We start from the raw sequence: 14,785 nt of genomic DNA, 5'->3' as shown, positions 1-14,785 counted from the left end.
ATCAGGCTTGACCCGCCTTTGGTACGCGAATCATGTAACCAATTCCACGCTTAGTTTCAATAAGTGGAACAACTTTCTCTATAGAGCCATCGTCATTCTTAATCTCAATACCGTCGATTTTCTTTCTAAGATAAGAAATATAGGATTCAACGATTGCTGCGTCTCCACCCCAATCGTATTGCCAAACGTGATTAAGAATCTGACTTTTAGACAACACTCTGCCTTCGTTATCCATTAAGTAATGCAAAAGCTTGTATTCCGTAGGACTTAGCTCGATTGGAACTCCAGCTCTAGAAACATCGTGCGAGTCCTCATTAATCTCTAAATCTGCAACGCGCACAACAGGGGTGTCTTCTTCTGGCTCTTGAGTTCTGCGCAAAATCGCACGAATTCTAGCAACTACTTCTTCTAGGCTAAAAGGTTTTGTAACGTAGTCATCTCCACCAACTGTTAAACCCATAATCTTATCTTGAGTATCATCTCTAGCTGTAAGAAACAGTACTGGCACTACTACACCATTTTGGCGGATTCGCCTTGTAACGGTAAAACCGTCTATATCTGGCAACATAACGTCCATAACAATAAGATCTGGATGAACGCGCTCTATAACCTCGATTGCTTCCGATCCAGAGGCAGCGGTTTCTACGTCAAATCCAGCAAAGTGCAACGATGCAACCAAAAGTTCACGAATTGAAGGTTCGTCATCGACCACAACAATAGATGCTTCTACATTCTTACCCATACTGTTTAGCATCACTTATAAAGCTGAATGTTTCCTGAGTGTTTCCTGGAAAAAATAATTTTATTTATGCGATGCGTGCCTACGCTTAGCTTTTCTAAATCCTAGTTTAACTTGCTTTAGCACATAATTTCTTCTATAAAGTACAATCGCAACAATTACAAACAATGCTGCAATCACAACAATCATAACAATAGTTGCAATAATACTTGTTGAAGGCGTAACCGCTGTTTTTTTAGCTCTAGAAATCTGCTTCATAAGCAAAATCGCAGACTTAGCCCAGTCAGCACCTTGCGCGTTAACTAATGGCCTGTAAGCTGCATCCGACAATAAGTCAACCGTTGTTTTTCTTTTAAGCCATTCATCGGAATTAGGCGAAACTGCAACAACAAGCCTTCCATCATGAGTAGCAATTGCTAAAAGAACAGTGTTTGGAGCTGGATTCGTGCTTGTCAATAAATCGCTAGCCCACTTTGATGGGTCTTTACTACCGCTAAAATTCGCTAAATAAAGAAGGCGCACAGACACTCCAGTTTGCTTTTTTGTACTAGTAATCATATCGGAAACTTTTGCAACGGAATCCCCTAGAAGATTTTCCGTATCTGTAATTGAATCAGTAGCAACAATGCCATAATTATTAGAACTTTTATTTGCTAGATCACCATTTTTTGATTCATCTTCCGCAAAAGCAATGCTTGCAAATAAAGCAATTTGGCTTAAAAACGCAAGAACTATAAGTGCGCATAAGCCTTTAACCACATTAGTAAAAAAATCTTTGTCATAATCGCTTAATGGCATATATTCATAATACCGTGTTTTTAGATTACAAGAAACAATAGCAAAATTGAGTTTTAGACGCATCTTTCTGTACAAGCACATTCTATACAAGCATTAGAGAACACGGAAATAAAAAAAAAACATAGAAAAACGCATACATTTACAAACATTAAGGAGTAAAAAATGTCACAATTTAGAGTAGACTCAGAGCAAATTCAGCAATCTGCCGCAGCAGTCGGATCTTCGATTAATGCGATTCGAGATGCAACAAATGGAATGTACGCAAATCTACAGCAATTACAAAGCGTGTGGACTGGCCCTGCTGCAACTCAGTTTGCAACAACCGCTGGGCAATGGCGTGCAGCACACCAACAAATGGAGCAATCTCTAGAGGCAATTCAATTAGCAATGCAAAATGTTTCTAACATTTACATGGATACAGAAGCACAAGCAACTTCCTTGTTTGCAATGAACTAAACAAAAGTCACAAATCACAAAAACAAAAACAAAAACAAACATGAGCGGCAAAGTCAAAACTTTACCGCTCATGTATTGATAACTAAACAGACTCAATCAAAGAGTTAATTTAATTTAGTAGCCCATCTCTGCGCCGCCTGCAGGAGCTGCAGCTGGCTTTTCTGGCTTATTTGCAACAACAGCTTCGGTTGTTAAGAACAAACCAGCAATAGAAGCAGCATTCTGTAGAGCAGAACGAGTTACCTTAACTGGGTCGGTAACGCCAGCAGCCATCAAATCTTCGTAAGCGTTGGTTGCAGCGTTAAAGCCTTGGCCTTCTGGAAGCTCGCGAACCTTGTTAAGAACAACATCTCCAGAAACACCGCTATTTTGAGCAATCTGCTTGATTGGAGCTTCTACAGCGCGGAACACGATTGCAGCGCCAGTAGCTTCTTCGCCCTTAAGATTTGCGACTTCGGCAGACTTCTCAACCTTTGCAGCAGCTTGAACAAGAGCAACGCCACCACCTGGGAGCAAGCCCTCTTCGATTGCAGCCTTAGCGTTACGCACTGCATCTTCAATGCGATGCTTGCGCTCCTTGGCTTCTACTTCTGTAGCAGCGCCAACCTTAATAACGGCAACTCCACCAGCAAGCTTTGCAAGACGCTCCTGAAGCTTTTCGCGATCGTAATCGGAATCGGTATTTTCGATTTCGCCGCGAATCTGAGCAACACGAGCCTCAACGTCTTCCTTAGAGCCAGCACCAGAAACAATAGTTGTTTCATCCTTAGAAACAATCACCTTAGATGCATGACCAAACACAGATGCATCGATAGAATCAAGCTTTAAGCCAAGGTCGTCAGAAACAACCTGAGCGCCAGTCAAAATTGCCATATCTTGCAACATTGCCTTGCGACGATCGCCAAAGCCTGGAGCCTTAACAGCTACAGTGTTGAAAGTGCCACGAATCTTGTTAAGAACAAGAGTTGGCAAAGCTTCGCCATCAACATCTTCCGCAATAATAAGCAATGGCTTACCAGACTTCATAACAAGTTCTGCAACATGAACAATGTCTTGCTGGCTAGAAACCTTGCCAGAAGTGAGCAAAATGTATGGATCTTCCAAAACAGCAGTCTGATCTTCTGCGTTAGTTACAAAGTAAGGAGAAATGTAACCCTTATCAAAGCGCATGCCTTCTGTAAAGTCCAAATCAAGACCAAACTTGTTGTTGTCTTCAACAGTAACAACGCCGTCTTGACCAACCTTATCTAGAGCTTCTGCAATCTTTTCGCCAACTTCTGGGTCGGCAGCAGAAATCGTAGCAGTAGCAGCGATTTGATCCTTTGTTTCAACATCTTTAGCAGACGCAAGCAATTCCTTAACAATTGCTTCGGAAGCTTTTTCAATGCCGCGGCGAAGAGCAATTGGATTGCTTCCTGCAACAACATTCTTTAAGCCTTCGTGAACTAAAGACTGAGCCAAAACGGTAGCGGTTGTAGTTCCATCGCCTGCAACGTCATCAGTCTTCTTAGCAACTTCCTTAACTAATTCAGCACCAATACGCTCGTATGGGTCTTCAAGGTCAATCTCTTTAGCGATTGAAACGCCATCATTAGTGATTGTTGGAGCGCCGTAAGACTTATCTAGAACTACGTTACGACCCTTTGGTCCAAGAGTGACCTTTACTGTATTTGCAAGCTTATCAAGACCAGCAAGCATACCCTGGCGGGCATCCTCTTCATAGGCAATAATCTTTGCCATTATTCCTCCACATAAATTAACTATGGACACTCACTCATGCTTCTTTTAGCTAATCAACCGTCAGCTGTTGACTAAACCGTTAAACTGAGTGCTAAATGAAGATTAGCACTCTACATGCCCGAGTGCCAACTATAATCAAAAATCTATAGAAAAAATCTATAGTATAAAATCAAAAATAGCCAATCAAAAAGCCACTTATTGTAGTTTTTCAATTGACTATTTAAGTATTTATTTATTAATCAAATTTATTACATCACTTGTTGCGTCACTTATTTAATGCACTCGCACATATGCAATCGCACACATGCAATCTAATTGCACATTTACTTGCACAAAACAACAACAATAGTGGTTGCTATTTGATTTGCAGGCTCAACATTGCTAATTCCAAGCGTCTTAGCAATATCTTCAGCAGCAGATCGATTCTCGTCTCCCTTATACCAAACAACGGAATCAGCAGGAACGTTTCCAGAAGGATTTGCAGCTTCTACGCTTGCATAGCCTGCTTGCTTAAGCTTTGCTGCTTCTTGAGCCGCATGACCCTGAATCTTTGTTGCGTTAACAACTCTTACTGGAACAGTCTTGTTAATAGGTTGTTCAGAAGAATTTGAGTCGCTTGCATTATTGTCTTTAGAATCCTTAGAGCTATTATCATTTTTATCTGTTTTGTTTGACTTATCTTCTTTTACTGGATCTCTATCTTCGTCTGAATCGTCATTAGCATTATCAGACTTGCTCTTGTGCTCATCAATCTTACCGCTCTTAACGTTAGAAGACTTAGCAGTTGTTGACTGATTTGCACTCCAAGGCAAACGAATATTGTTGATTTCTCCAGACATAATAGCCCACGCAAAAACGCCTAAAATAACAGCTATAACTACGACTACTACATATGGGAGCAATACAGCATACCAAGCGCGATTTCCGCGATGAACACCAACAGGGCCTTCTGGTGGATTATCAAAAGCATCTGGCGTAAACGACACGTTCTGCTTATGCGCCATAATTGCATCCCTTCTAAAAACTATCTAAACAATATGAATCCATATTAGCGAATGCCGCGCACAAAGCGTAAAAAATTTATTTATTTTTATATTTGATTTTGGATTTATCGCCCTTGTTTTAGAGTTGATAATCATGAATATTAAGAATAGAAAATCTTTGCACGAACTAATAGACCCAGATTGGGCAAATGCTCTTGAGCCAGTTGAACCGCAAATCCACAAAATGGGAGACTTCTTGCGCGAAGAGATGGCATGCGGAAGGCGATTTTTGCCAGAAAGTCATAATATTCTTAGAGCTTTTACTATTCCATTTAATCAAATAAAAGTTCTTATTGTTGGCCAAGACCCATACCCTACTCCAGGCCACCCCGTTGGTCTTAGTTTTTGTGTAGATGCTCGTGTTAAACCGTTGCCTAAAAGTCTGACTAATATTTACAAAGAATTAGTTAGCGACTTAAACGTTCCAATGCCTAAAAATGGCGATTTAACACCTTGGACTAAGCAAGGCGTAATGCTTTTGAACAGATGCCTTAGCGTAGAAGCTGGAAAAGCTAATAGTCATCAAGGAAAAGGCTGGGAACAAATCACAGATGCTGCAATAACAGCATTAAATAATCGTAAAGATGCTAATGGCAAACCACTTCCACTTGTGGCTATTCTTTGGGGCAGAAACGCTCAAAGCCTAGCACCTCTTCTTACAAATGCAATAATTATTCAATCCCCTCATCCAAGCCCACTTTCTGCTTCAAGAGGATTTTTTGGATCAAAGCCATTTTCTAGAGCAAATCAAGCATTAATATCTCTAGGCGCAACACCAATTGACTGGAGTTTATAGAAATCTAAAGCACATAGCAAGCTGGAGTTTATAGAAAAACGAGTAAAGACTTGCCAAAAATAGAAACTAAAAACATCTAAGGTAGCGCATATCGGTTAAAATAAAACGCATGGCATTATTCCCTCCACAACCAAATAGTCAAAATAATAGCGAAAATACTGGTGTTTTCTCTCTTCCACCTCAACCGCGCATACCTGCTTCTAATGGTGTTGCTTCTAGCACAATAGACGAAGTAAATCAGCCAATATCTGCAGGCGTGTCTAACGAAAGCATTAAAAAAGCACAGCAAATAGCTGCCATTCTTCGCTCCAGATTCACGCAAACGCTTGTAGGCCAAGATTCACTTAGAGAATCACTTATTTTGACGCTTATTGCTGGGGGCCACATTCTTATTGAATCAGTTCCAGGACTTGCAAAAACAACTGCTGCGCAGACTCTTGCAACAGCTATGTCTGGAAGTTTTAAGCGAATTCAATGCACTCCTGATTTAATGCCAGCAGACTTAGTTGGAACACAAGTTTTTGACTTTGCTTCTCAAAGATTTACCACACAAATCGGCCCTATTCACGCAAACGTGATTCTTCTAGACGAAATCAATCGTTCTAACGCAAAAACACAATCCGCTATGCTAGAAGCAATGGCCGAAGGCGCAACAACAATCGGCGGAGAACGCATTAATCTGCCTCAGCCTTTTATGGTTATTGCTACGCAAAATCCTATTGAAGAAGAAGGCACTTTTAATCTTCCAGAAGCTCAAATGGATCGTTTTATGCTTAAGGCAGTTATGACTTATCCTTCACCTAGCGAAGAAGTAAGCATGTTGGAGCTTCTAACAAACAGAGGAAGCGACGTTTTTAATCCTCAAACGCTTAATAGTCAAAAAATAAGTTTGCAAGACGTTACTTTTTTGCGCGCAGCTGCTAAGCGAGTGCATGTTTCGGAAGCTGTTATGAAATATGCTGTAGATATTGTTGCAACTTCTAGAGGCCAAGGAAGTCATCCTCTTAAAACTATTTCTTCGCTAGTTAGAATGGGAGCAAGCCCTAGAGCTTCTATTGCTTTGATTCGCATTGGTCAAGCTCAAGCTTTGCTTTCTGGAAGAGATTACGTTATTCCAGAAGATGTTAAAAAGTTTGCTCACGAAGTTCTTAGACACAGAATTCTTTTGACTTTTGAAGCTTTAGCAGATTCGATTACTAGCGATCAAGTTATTGATGCAATAGTGAAGACGGTTCCTGCACCATGATTTTTGCAAAACTGCTTAACTCTTATTCTCATCCAACTTTTTTTGCTAATAATGCTAAAAGAAGTTTGCTATGCTCCGATTCGGCTAAAAAAGTTAGAAGAAAAATCGAAGTGTTAGACAATCGCCTAAATTTGCCACTTGCAAAAAAATCTTTAAGCATTTTCGAAGGAGAACATCCTTCTAGTCAAAAATTTGGCAATGGCGACTTAGTAGACGTTCACGCGTGGCAGCCTGGAGACGAAGCGAGAATGATTAATTGGAAAGCCAGCGCAAAAGTTGGCGAGCCAATGGTTTCTTCTAGACAGCGCGAATCTTCTTCTAAAACTTGGATTCTTGTGGATTCTAGCTTAAACATGAATGCCTCTTGCGCATCTAAAAGCAATGAGTACTTATATGAGACTGCTTCTAACACAGCATGCTTTTTTGCGTCTTTAAGCTTAAAACGCAATGACTCGCTTGATTGCACTTTATTTGATGGAGATAGTATTTTAAGAATCCCATCTTGCAGGAATCTTCCTGATTTTGAACGTAGCTTAGATATTTCGTTATGCAACGCACGTAAAAATCCTAGAAGCACAAATGCAATTATTGATTTTGCTAATTCGATTACTCAAAAACACAGTTTAATCGTAATAATTACGGATGAATACGCTATTTTGCAAAAACATTTTAATGATTTACAAAAAATCGCAAGTTTACATTCTTTAATAGTTGTAACAATAAATCCCGTGAATCCATTTAGTGCGTCTAAAAATATTCCAATAGTTGATGGAACAACTATGCGCAAAATACCAGCGTTTTTAATAGATGATTCATGCGCTAAAGAGGTAAAAGCACATAGAGCATTTGTAAACAACGCTTTGCATGATTGCTTAAACGCTTATAAGGCTTGCCTTATACGAGGATCGTCCAGCAACCAAATATTCCATTCTTTAGCTAAATTTATTTGCAACGCAACTTTGCAAAATAGCGTTTTTAATGTTAAGAAGAATCAAGATTTACTTTTGGATTAGTTTGGGTTGGTGTAATCAGTGAGTATTCTTAATGTTCAAAAGGTTCTAAACGACGAAACAATGCTACTTGCTTTTATTGGTTTAAGCATAATAGTGGCACTTTTAGCAAGCGCAACGCTCTACTTTGCTATATGCAAAATCAATCCTAAAGTTGATACTAAAAAAGATGTAAAAAATGCTGCGCATACTCTAAATGCAAATAAGCAAGAATGGCGTAAAAAAATCGAGCAAGTGGTTAGCGACTATAATCAAAAAAAGATTAAAAAAGATCAAGCTTTTGCAAAATTAGCTCAAATTGCAAGACAATATGTTTCGATAATCAGTGGCGAAAACATTAAATCACATACTCTTTCAGACATAAGCTCGCTTAGAAACTCTTGGAAGAACACGCATGGAGCAGACTTATTGCGCCAAACTATTGCAGCACTATACCCTACTGAATTTGCAGATACTAAATATAATAATCAAGCTAAAAATACGGATGTTGATCAAGGCGCAAGGTGGGTTCTTGTTCTTCTTGAAAGTTGGAAAACAAAGGAAAACAAGCCAAAGGAGAATAAAAGATGACATTCTCCACTTTAAGCACATGCACTTTTGCAATACATAATTTTGCAATGCATAATTTAGAAATGAGCAAAATATTTGCTTCAACACTATTTTCAATGCGATTAAAATGGCCGCTAATCTTTGTTTTTGGCGTTTTAATAATCGTAATCGTTGCAATATCAGCGTTTGCAATAAGTGAGATTAAAAAACGTAATTCTAAAAACTACAAAATCGAATCTTCCAAAATACTAGAAACAAGCTTTTTAACGTCTTTTTCTTTAGACGAAGACCTTAAAGGAAGCATATGCTCAAGAAGATGGCGATTATGGAATATTTTGCGAAGAATATGCGCGTTAATGCTTTCTCTTGCTCTTTTATGCACGCTAATTCTAAGCTCTAGGCCTTCTAGAGTTTTAGACGCAAACGAGCAATCGAGTTCTAGAGATATTGTGCTTTGCTTAGACGTTTCTGGATCCACTCTTCCCTACGATTTAGAAGTTATTAACGCTTACTTAAAATTTGTTGAGCATTTTCAAGGCGAGCGCATTGGCTTGAGTATTTTTAACTCAACGTCTAGAACTGTTTTTCCACTAACAGACGATTATTCGCTTGTTAAAAAGCAATTGCAATACGCTTCTAAACTCTTGGATGGAGTTCAAACGCAAGACAAAATCGACAATATGCAACAAAAGCAATATCAGCAAATTTCTACATGGCTTGATGGAACTCAAAATCGAAAAGAAGCAACATCTTTAATCGGAGATGGTCTTGTTAGTTGTGCTGCAATGATTCCAGGAGTTGTGTACGGCTCTTCTAACAATTCTAAAAAGCCTCATAATCGCCTTAATCGCAGTGCTTCTATTGTTTTAGCAACAGACAATGTTGTTTCTGGAAAGCCGTCTTATTCGCTTAAAGCAGCTTTGGATTTAACAAAACAAGCGAATATTCAAGTTGATGGATTGTATTCTGGGTCTGCTCAAAGCGAAAACGAGGCAACCACTAGGCAAATGCGTGATCTAATTACTCAAAACGGAGGTATTTTCTTAACGCAACATAACGCTGATTCTGTAATGGCTTTGGTTCGTAAAATCGAGCAGCAACATACGAGTATTCCAAATGATTCATCTCAATCAGCTTTAAGCGATGACCCTAGTATTGCAACAATTTTAGCGGTTATTTTTGTGTCTCTTTGGCTTATTTTTGCAAGAAGGATAAAACGATGAGAATATATTTTAGTTGGATTTCGTTAATCTTAATTGCAATTCTTGCCGTTTTAGCACTATTTGAGATTTTCCCACTAAAACGCAACTCTTATAACACAGATGAAACTGTTTATATGCGTATTCGCAGAGTTTTAATATGCGTTTTGCTTGCGATTTGCGCATTATGCCCATGCATTATGAAAAGCACTTTTCAACGCTCTCTTAACGCTACAAACGTAATATTTGTTTTAGACGTTACTGGCTCTATGAACGTTAATGATTCTAAAGACTTAAATAACAATCGCACTACTAGGTTTAACAGTGCAAAACAAATAATAAAGCAAGTAACGAATAATTACGCAAACGCAAGCTTTAGCGCAATAAGATTTGGAGCGTCTTCTAGCGTTGACGTTCCACTAACTCCAGACGCAAATGCCATTGAAAATTGGGTTAACACTATTAACACAGAGCCTGTTGGAGTTTCAAACGGAACGAGCTTAGACGCTCCTCTAGATAAGACTCTTCTTGCCGCTCAAGCGATTCACGACGCTCATCCGCAAGATGTTACTGTTTTGTATTTGATTAGCGATGGCGAAGAAACCACTAGCAGAAAGCGCAGAACATTCTCATCTTTGCGCGGCTACATAAATCATGCTTACGTAATTGGTGTTGGCTCTAAAAATGGCGGAAAAATACCAAATAAAAGCACTAAGTTAGATAATTTAGACGATATTAATGTAACTGATTCTTCTATAAAACAGTCTGAAAAATGGGTTATTGACCCTTCTACAAAAAAGCCTGGAATATCTAAAATGGATTCAAGAAATCTTAAGAATATTGCAGACGAGCTTAGCGGAAAATATATTGATTCTAGTAAAGACCATTCTATTGGCGTAGAAGCAAAAAAGATTCTTTCTAAGCAATGGAGACAAAACAACACTGTTAAACCAAGGCTTAGGCCTGAGCCAATCGTTTGGCCGTTTGCTATTCTTGCAAGTGTATTAATTCTTTGGGAATTGGCATGCTGGATTACAAAGTCGAGGAAGCTTATATGATTAGCAAAATCACACCTAAGTCGTTCCTAAGATTTTCTATTATTGCAATATCTTCTATTGTTATATTTCTATGCATGGTATCAATCTATTTAATTGCAACTAATCTTAAAGCAGAATCAACGTATAATGCTGCTACAAAAAGTCTTATAAACAACATAAAAGCATCGAAAAAAGTTGATGCAGATAAAGAAACGCTGGTTGTATCTCAAAAACAGGTTGATGACCAATTTAACGAAGCAAAATCGCCTTACACAATTTTAATGCCACACTTATTAAAAAGCATTAATCATAACGCAATAATATCTAAAGAGCTTACTAAAAGCTTGCAAAACCAGCTTAACCAAGATAAAAAAGATACGGATTCTAATGCGCAAACAAGCCAAAATAATCGCAAAAATATGCCTAACAAAGCGCAAGAAAAATCTAATAAATCAAGCTTAAGCAATTCTCAAAAAAGTAAGATTCAAGACTTGCTAAAGCAAAATAATCAAAGCGATTCTAGCCAAAATTCGCAAAATCAATCAAATCAAAATAGCGATGATTCCACTAAAGACGAATCAAACAAGAATGAAAAAACTAAGTCTTCTAAAAAAGAAGATTCCAGTAATAAGCCTTGGTAGATTGCGATAAAAATAAAATCAAAATAAAAAAAAAATAAATCAAAAACACAAAATCCTTATATTTCAAGGCCTATAGCCTTTAACCACATTGCAAGAATTTTCGTGACTATTTGAAAAACATTGTGTGTAATGTTTGTATGCACATATTTAACGACTACCAATGGCTGTTAGAAAGAACAGAACAATGCTCTAACAGCGTGCTTAGCGAAGCACACTCCAACACTCTTAAAGACTGGCACGGAAGAGCCGCAAACGCGTTTAACGAAGAGATGGCTAAAACTGCTAGACAAGCATGCCAAATAAGCTGCGTTAACACTAGTTTTGTTGACTGTGATTTTATTAACGCTAATTCTACTTTTAGATCGATGCTAAACTTTGGGGGTAAATAATGCCTTGGAGAGTAAAATCCACAATAACTGGCGGCGAACCTCTTAGCGTTGCTGATTCTAACGCGTATAGAACAAAAGCTGCACGACTTAGCGAACTATCAAACGATTTTCATTCGCTAAGTGCTTGTTGGATGCAAACTGCAATGCAAATCGAAAGCCAAAAAGCAGCTCTTGTACAAAACCAAAACAACTGTTTTAGCGAAAACATTAATCAACATGCTTTGCAAAACTTACCAGATTCTAACGAATGCAGAATAAAGTCAAGCCAATGCGAATCAATGTCTAACAATCTTAGTGAATTAGCAACTCTAATAGTCAGAGCAAATAACTTATATTCTCAAGCAGAATACAAAAATAGAGAAACCTTAGATAACCTTGTTTCGATTGGAACTACCATCTTCCCTATTACTGCAGTACCATTCTTTGCAAGCGTAGGATTCAGCGCGATTTTAGACATGACTCAGAAAAGTGGCATGAAAAACTTTTCTAAGTGGAGCCACGCAACATCTCCTATTCAGCAAGGATTTATTAGAGGCTTTTCTAAACATTTTCTAATAAACCCCGTAACTGGAATCCCTATCCGTCTTTTTTCTAGCATTCAAGAAAAGAACGATGTAAAACATTCAAAAGCACCAGTTTCTACTTTTGCAAGCGCATTAAGCATGTTTAGCTCAAAAATCAACGATGCGAACCAAGGGAACAATCTTAAAGTAACAAAATTAGTTTTGCCTAAAAACGCTCAATCTAAAATATTTCTCTATAAAGGAAATAATATTGGTCAAGCGCTTGAAAATCTTAACAACCTTTCTAGTGGCAATCTTTCTGTGCACCCGCCAAAAACGAATCCAGATGCTGCAACAATCGCAATTCAACGTTTTAGGCAAAAAGACGGTAGCACGTCTTGGCTTGTTACAATACCTGGAACAGACGGTAAGCCAAAATCTCCTTTTGGATGGCCTCAAAACGCAGAGGTTATGAGCAGTTCTAGAAGCGTAAGAATGAACGCAGACAGCACAAGAATGGTTGTAGAAGCTATGAAAAAGAGCGGAATTAAAGCGAACGACAATGTTGTTCTTGTTGGACATTCTCAAGGCGGAATTGTAGCTGCAGGAATAGCTAGCGACTATTCAAAACAATACAACATAAAACACGTTGTAACTGCTGGGTCTCCAATAGCAAACCACGCGATTCCAAGCAAAACTTGGGTTACGAGCATAGAAATGGAAGATGAACTTGTTCCAACATTAGACGGAGCAAGTAATCCGAGCAGAAATAATTGGGTTACGATTCACGCAGTTGCAAGTAAAGCAGTGGCAAGTAAAAGCGCTAATCGAATTAAAAGAAAAGAAGAAGATGAGGAAAATGTCTCTAAACAAAATCGTAATAAGATTGGCAACACAAATCGCAACACAAAAAATATCTTTGAAAAAGACGGGATATTAGTAAAAAATGTGCCAGAAGAAGGAACACTCACACACGATTTGAACTATCATCAAGCAGCATATGCGGATGCTCACCAACTTGCGTCTAAAGAAATTAGAACTCAAGAATCACATTTTAATAAGATATTAAGCGGAAAATTAGAAGAAACAACATTGTGGCAAGGTGTTATGCAACACTAATGCAAAGTAAAATAGCAACGCTCAAAACTTAGTAGTTTCATGCCATGCTGTAACCTTTAGAGTATGAAGCTTACTGATATTTGCCCTGCTATTGCTTTGACTCCTCTAGATGGAAGATACCACAACCAAACTGCAAGCCTTGTAGAATATTTAAGCGAACCAGCATTAAACCGCGAGCGCATACGTGTAGAAGTTGAATGGATGATTCTTCTAGCAAACGGTTATAAGGTAAACGATTTTAAGACGATTGTAGATGGCGTAAAGCCTTTAACAGATGAGGAATGCGATTATTTGCGCGCAATACCAGAAAACTTTGGAGCAGAAGGCATAAAACGCCATGCATCTCACGAAGCTGTTACGCATCACGACGTTAAAGCTGTTGAATACTATATTGACGATGAGTTAGACAAAGCAGAACAAGTATTAGGGCATAAAACCCAGCTTAGCAATCTTAAAACATTGGTTCATTTTGCTTGCACAAGCGAAGATATAAACAATCTTTCTATAGCGCGTTGCATAAAAAACGCTGTTGAAAACGTGTATAGGCCAAATTTGCAAGCTATTGTTTATTACTTGACTCAAAAAGCTCAAGAGTATAGAGATATGCCAATGCTATCGCTAACTCACGGCCAGCCTGCCACTCCTACAACTTTAGGTAAAGAGCTTGCTGTGTTTGTTTATAGGCTAAATCGCCAGCTAAAACACCTTGACTGCCAAGAGTATCTTGGAAAAATAAATGGCGCTACTGGAACTTTTGGCGCTCATCTTGCTGCTTTCCCTAATGTTGATTGGCTTAACGTTTCTAAAGAATTTGTAGAAAACAGAATGGGTCTTTGCTTTAATCCTCTTACAACGCAAATCGAAAGCCACGATTGGCAAGCGGAACTTTATAGCACTGTAAGTCACATTAATCACATTCTTCACAATCTTGCTGTAGACGTGTGGATGTACATTTCTCGCGGCGTTTTTGTGCAAGTTCCTGTTAAAGGCGCTACTGGGTCTTCCACAATGCCTCACAAAGTGAACCCTATTCGATTCGAAAACGCGGAAGCAAATCTAGAGATTTCTTGCGCACTTTTCGACACTCTTTGTGCAACGCTTACCGAAAGCCGCTGGCAGCGCGATTTAACAGATTCCACTACTCAAAGAAACGTTGGATCCGCATTCGGCTACGCTCTTCTTGCTTTGAACAATCTTCTTGGCGGCTTAAAGTCAATTCATCCAAACACGCAAATGATGAGCGAAGAGCTTAATAGCAATTGGGAAGTTCTTGGAGAGCCAATCCAAACTGCTATGCGCGCTCAAGAAATTGCTGGTGTAGAAGGAATGGAAAAGCCGTACGAGCAAGTTAAAGAGCTTATGCGCGGTCATAGTATTTCTAGACAAGATGTTGAAGATTTTATATCTTCTAGAAACTTCGATGCTCAAACTGCAAGTAGGCTAAAAAATCTTACTCCAGAATCTTATACTGGAATTGCATCACAGTTGGTGGATTTTATTCAATAATTATTAATGCTTAA

General features: G+C 38.6%; 15 protein-coding genes. 11 read left to right on the top strand and 4 right to left on the bottom strand.

The genetic code is table 11. The features are described 5' to 3' along the window. Position 1 precedes the first annotated feature (1 nt). Both MAF46_RS01835 and MAF46_RS01830 read right to left on the bottom strand, forming a co-directional pair. Entirely contained in the window at positions 2–742 is a 741-nt protein-coding gene (locus MAF46_RS01835) for a response regulator transcription factor (RefSeq protein WP_004130734.1), read from the bottom strand. A 60-nt stretch (positions 743–802) separates the two neighbouring features. Next, positions 803–1,537, bottom strand: coding sequence for a hypothetical protein (locus MAF46_RS01830; RefSeq protein WP_060786002.1), 735 nt, complete (start codon positions 1,535–1,537; stop codon positions 803–805). Between the two features lie 162 nt (positions 1,538–1,699). Between MAF46_RS01830 and MAF46_RS01825 the strand changes: the two genes are divergently transcribed. After that, positions 1,700–1,993: a WXG100 family type VII secretion target gene (locus MAF46_RS01825; protein WP_004130730.1), complete on the top strand. Its 294-nt coding sequence runs from the start codon at positions 1,700–1,702 to the stop codon at positions 1,991–1,993. A gap of 114 nt (positions 1,994–2,107) precedes the next feature. Here the strand turns inward: MAF46_RS01825 and groL are convergent, their stop codons facing one another. Next, positions 2,108–3,733, bottom strand: coding sequence for a chaperonin GroEL (gene groL, locus MAF46_RS01820; protein ID WP_004133211.1), 1,626 nt, complete (start codon positions 3,731–3,733; stop codon positions 2,108–2,110). Between the two features lie 323 nt (positions 3,734–4,056). Further along, on the bottom strand, positions 4,057–4,737 hold the full coding sequence (locus MAF46_RS01815) for a LytR C-terminal domain-containing protein (protein WP_004130728.1): 681 nt from the start codon (positions 4,735–4,737) through the stop codon (positions 4,057–4,059). 133 nt (positions 4,738–4,870) lie between these two features. Between MAF46_RS01815 and MAF46_RS01810 the strand changes: the two genes are divergently transcribed. From MAF46_RS01810 to purB, 10 genes are all read left to right on the top strand, one after another. After that, positions 4,871–5,572 (top strand): uracil-DNA glycosylase, encoded by a 702-nt coding sequence (locus tag MAF46_RS01810; protein ID WP_004130727.1) that lies wholly within the window; start codon positions 4,871–4,873, stop codon positions 5,570–5,572. A gap of 109 nt (positions 5,573–5,681) precedes the next feature. After that, the gene (locus MAF46_RS01805) at positions 5,682–6,818 is read left to right on the top strand and encodes an AAA family ATPase (protein WP_004130726.1); all 1,137 of its coding nucleotides are present in this window, start codon (positions 5,682–5,684) and stop codon (positions 6,816–6,818) included. Next, positions 6,815–7,831, top strand: a complete 1,017-nt coding sequence (locus MAF46_RS01800; protein WP_018639171.1) for a DUF58 domain-containing protein — start codon at positions 6,815–6,817, stop codon at positions 7,829–7,831. The genes MAF46_RS01805 and MAF46_RS01800 overlap by 4 nt, the downstream gene beginning before the upstream one ends. 18 nt (positions 7,832–7,849) lie before the next feature. Beyond that, positions 7,850–8,398 (top strand): hypothetical protein, encoded by a 549-nt coding sequence (locus MAF46_RS01795; RefSeq protein ID WP_018639170.1) that lies wholly within the window; start codon positions 7,850–7,852, stop codon positions 8,396–8,398. Beyond that, the gene (locus tag MAF46_RS01790; RefSeq protein ID WP_060786003.1) at positions 8,395–9,600 is read left to right on the top strand and encodes a vWA domain-containing protein; all 1,206 of its coding nucleotides are present in this window, start codon (positions 8,395–8,397) and stop codon (positions 9,598–9,600) included. The genes MAF46_RS01795 and MAF46_RS01790 overlap by 4 nt, the downstream gene beginning before the upstream one ends. Next, a complete protein-coding gene (locus MAF46_RS01785; RefSeq protein ID WP_018639166.1) occupies positions 9,597–10,634 on the top strand; it encodes a vWA domain-containing protein in 1,038 nt (345 codons plus the stop codon). Before MAF46_RS01790 ends, MAF46_RS01785 begins: the two co-directional genes overlap by 4 nt. Then, on the top strand, positions 10,631–11,254 hold the full coding sequence (locus tag MAF46_RS01780) for a DUF6466 family protein (protein WP_004130717.1): 624 nt from the start codon (positions 10,631–10,633) through the stop codon (positions 11,252–11,254). The genes MAF46_RS01785 and MAF46_RS01780 overlap by 4 nt, the downstream gene beginning before the upstream one ends. A 137-nt stretch (positions 11,255–11,391) precedes the next feature. Beyond that, positions 11,392–11,643, top strand: coding sequence for a hypothetical protein (locus MAF46_RS01775; protein WP_060786004.1), 252 nt, complete (start codon positions 11,392–11,394; stop codon positions 11,641–11,643). Continuing rightward, entirely contained in the window at positions 11,643–13,265 is a 1,623-nt protein-coding gene (locus MAF46_RS01770) for an esterase/lipase family protein (protein ID WP_060786005.1), read from the top strand. The genes MAF46_RS01775 and MAF46_RS01770 overlap by 1 nt, the downstream gene beginning before the upstream one ends. Before the next feature lie 63 nt (positions 13,266–13,328). After that, the gene (gene purB, locus MAF46_RS01765; protein WP_020757675.1) at positions 13,329–14,771 is read left to right on the top strand and encodes an adenylosuccinate lyase; all 1,443 of its coding nucleotides are present in this window, start codon (positions 13,329–13,331) and stop codon (positions 14,769–14,771) included. The last annotated feature ends 14 nt before the right edge of the window (positions 14,772–14,785 follow it).

It is taken from the genome of Gardnerella pickettii (genome assembly GCF_029226345.1).
GTDB classification, from domain to species: domain Bacteria; phylum Actinomycetota; class Actinomycetes; order Actinomycetales; family Bifidobacteriaceae; genus Bifidobacterium; species Bifidobacterium piotii.
This window is presented reverse-complemented; position numbering and strand designations above follow the sequence as displayed.

Excerpts from the sequence above, each read along its gene's own strand:
- MAF46_RS01835 (WP_004130734.1), bottom strand. The coding sequence starts at position 742 with ATGGGTAAGAATGTAGAAGCATCTATTGTTGTGGTCGATGACGAACCT.
- MAF46_RS01830 (WP_060786002.1), bottom strand. The coding sequence starts at position 1,537 with ATGCCATTAAGCGATTATGACAAAGATTTTTTTACTAATGTGGTTAAA.
- MAF46_RS01825 (WP_004130730.1), top strand. The coding sequence starts at position 1,700 with ATGTCACAATTTAGAGTAGACTCAGAGCAAATTCAGCAATCTGCCGCA.
- groL (WP_004133211.1), bottom strand. The coding sequence starts at position 3,733 with ATGGCAAAGATTATTGCCTATGAAGAGGATGCCCGCCAGGGTATGCTT.
- MAF46_RS01815 (WP_004130728.1), bottom strand. The coding sequence starts at position 4,737 with ATGGCGCATAAGCAGAACGTGTCGTTTACGCCAGATGCTTTTGATAAT.
- MAF46_RS01810 (WP_004130727.1), top strand. The coding sequence starts at position 4,871 with ATGAATATTAAGAATAGAAAATCTTTGCACGAACTAATAGACCCAGAT.
- MAF46_RS01805 (WP_004130726.1), top strand. The coding sequence starts at position 5,682 with ATGGCATTATTCCCTCCACAACCAAATAGTCAAAATAATAGCGAAAAT.
- MAF46_RS01800 (WP_018639171.1), top strand. The coding sequence starts at position 6,815 with ATGATTTTTGCAAAACTGCTTAACTCTTATTCTCATCCAACTTTTTTT.
- MAF46_RS01790 (WP_060786003.1), top strand. The coding sequence starts at position 8,395 with ATGACATTCTCCACTTTAAGCACATGCACTTTTGCAATACATAATTTT.
- MAF46_RS01785 (WP_018639166.1), top strand. The coding sequence starts at position 9,597 with ATGAGAATATATTTTAGTTGGATTTCGTTAATCTTAATTGCAATTCTT.
- MAF46_RS01780 (WP_004130717.1), top strand. The coding sequence starts at position 10,631 with ATGATTAGCAAAATCACACCTAAGTCGTTCCTAAGATTTTCTATTATT.
- MAF46_RS01775 (WP_060786004.1), top strand. The coding sequence starts at position 11,392 with ATGCACATATTTAACGACTACCAATGGCTGTTAGAAAGAACAGAACAA.
- MAF46_RS01770 (WP_060786005.1), top strand. The coding sequence starts at position 11,643 with ATGCCTTGGAGAGTAAAATCCACAATAACTGGCGGCGAACCTCTTAGC.
- purB (WP_020757675.1), top strand. The coding sequence starts at position 13,329 with ATGAAGCTTACTGATATTTGCCCTGCTATTGCTTTGACTCCTCTAGAT.